This is a genomic window from Oleiphilus sp. HI0043, from assembly GCF_001634935.1.
This window is the reverse complement of the sequence record NZ_LWEY01001129.1, coordinates 1-1,612: the sequence shown is the minus strand read 5'-3', so window position 1 is coordinate 1,612 and position 1,612 is coordinate 1. Positions and strand designations below refer to the sequence as shown.

Below are 1,612 nucleotides of genomic sequence, written 5' to 3'. Positions count from 1 at the left end.
ACAGACTCACAAGCTTGCTAACATGGCCGGCGCATCACCTGTAGGCACTTCTTTGGCAACGTTCTCTGGCCAGTTCAACAACGGCAACATTGATATCCTTTTCATGCCAGCACTAGCTTACAACACTTTTGAGCTATACCACGGCCTTGGCGACAAAGGTGGCATTCTTGACTACCGTCTATATTACGGCATGCTTCAAACAATCACCAAGAAAGACAACTTCCCAGCAGACTTTGGTAACAAAATGCGTAAATACGTTGTTGGCCGCTTGAAAGCTATCAATAAACTAGTTGCTGATGCCGAAAAAGAAATACCAGCTAAGTACTGGATCAAAACTAACGAAGAGACTAAAAAAGAGCTAGTTAAGTTTAGCCGTGACATTCGTCTAGCACTTAAAGCTGAAGGTAAAATGGACCCTAAAGCGCTCAAGCTGCTTTGGAAAATCCGTTGTGCTGAAAACCCATCTGCAAGTGAGTGTGCAACTCCTGAATAGGCTAATAGCTTAGCAGATTATAAAAAGGCTCCTTTTAAGGGGCCTTTTTTATTATCAGTGCTTCTCTTTAGGTCTACAATAGCACCATTAGAGGAGCAAACTTATGTCTGACATTCAATATGGCACTAATGAGCCAGTAATATTCACTATGCTAATGACACCTGAAATGGCTAACTTTTCAGGTAACGTACACGGCGGCGCACTATTAAAGCTACTAGACCGGGTCGCTTATACCTGCGCATCACGCTATAGCGGCCATTACGCCGTCACCCTTTCTGTAGACCAAGTTAACTTTCGCCAACCGATTAAAATTGGCGAACTCGTCACCTTTTTATCTTCTGTAAACTACGTCGGACGCACGTCAATGGAAGTAGGCGTCAAAGTCGTTGCTGAAGATATTCACTCTCACGAGAAGCGCCATACCAACAGCTGCTATTTTACTATGGTAGCAATGGGTGAGGATGGAAAGCCCACAGAAGTTCCGCCACTCGACTTTAAAGCAGATAAGCAAAAACAGCGCTATATTGCAGCAAAAGTAAGAAGGGAGCTTCGTAAAGAACATGATCTGCGGCTGAAAGAGATTCACGATAAGTGGATCAGTAATACGGAACATATGACTGAAGAGCAGATCAACGTAGAGTTCGAGAAATACCGGCAAAGCTAAATACCATGCCGGTATAAAAACTCTGTTTTACGCGTGTTGCTTACAACAGCCAGCGTGAACACCTACATAATAAGCAGCGGCACCTGATTTACTTACTAACACGGTCAGATAGTAGCAAGTTTAATTCAGAGCTATAACTATTAACAAAAAACCCTTGAAGACGTATATCTCCAAGGTTTTTTCATATTTTTTCTAAATTTGCCTTTTCACCAGACAATAAAAAACCCCAGTAGGACGACCTACTGGGGTTTCTAATAGAAGCCTGACGATGACCTACTCTCACATGGGACCTCCCACACTACCATCGGCGATGCTTCGTTTCACTTCTGAGTTCGGGATGGGATCAGGTGGTTCCAAAGCTCTATGGTCGTCAGGCAAAACTTCGGTTGCTGATACTTCATCAACAACACTTAATTCTGCGTCTTTAACAATAGCAAGTAATAGCTAATTTAATC

At 43.0% G+C, this 1,612-nt stretch carries 2 protein-coding genes and 1 rRNA gene; 2 read left to right on the top strand and 1 reads right to left on the bottom strand.

Features of this window, described 5'->3' with window-relative positions:
- Together A3729_RS12630 and A3729_RS12625 are read left to right on the top strand one after the other, a co-directional pair.
- On the top strand, window positions 1-493 hold a 493-nt coding region (locus A3729_RS12630; RefSeq protein ID WP_231877431.1), incomplete at its 5' end, for a putative solute-binding protein.
- Window positions 494-596: 103 nt separating this feature from the next.
- Window positions 597-1,157 carry an acyl-CoA thioesterase gene (locus A3729_RS12625; protein WP_197475491.1) on the top strand — a complete coding sequence of 187 codons (561 nt, stop codon included), beginning with the start codon at window positions 597-599 and terminating at the stop codon, window positions 1,155-1,157.
- Between the two features lie 260 nt (window positions 1,158-1,417).
- Here A3729_RS12625 and rrf read toward each other — a convergent pair.
- Window positions 1,418-1,532: ribosomal RNA gene (gene rrf / locus A3729_RS12620) — 5S ribosomal RNA — on the bottom strand.
- Between the last annotated feature and the right edge of the window lie 80 nt (window positions 1,533-1,612).

What these genes read in the sequence shown, in the direction of transcription:
- A3729_RS12625 (WP_197475491.1), top strand. Translation starts at nt 597, where the DNA reads ATGTCTGACATTCAATATGGCACTAATGAGCCAGTAATATTCACTATG.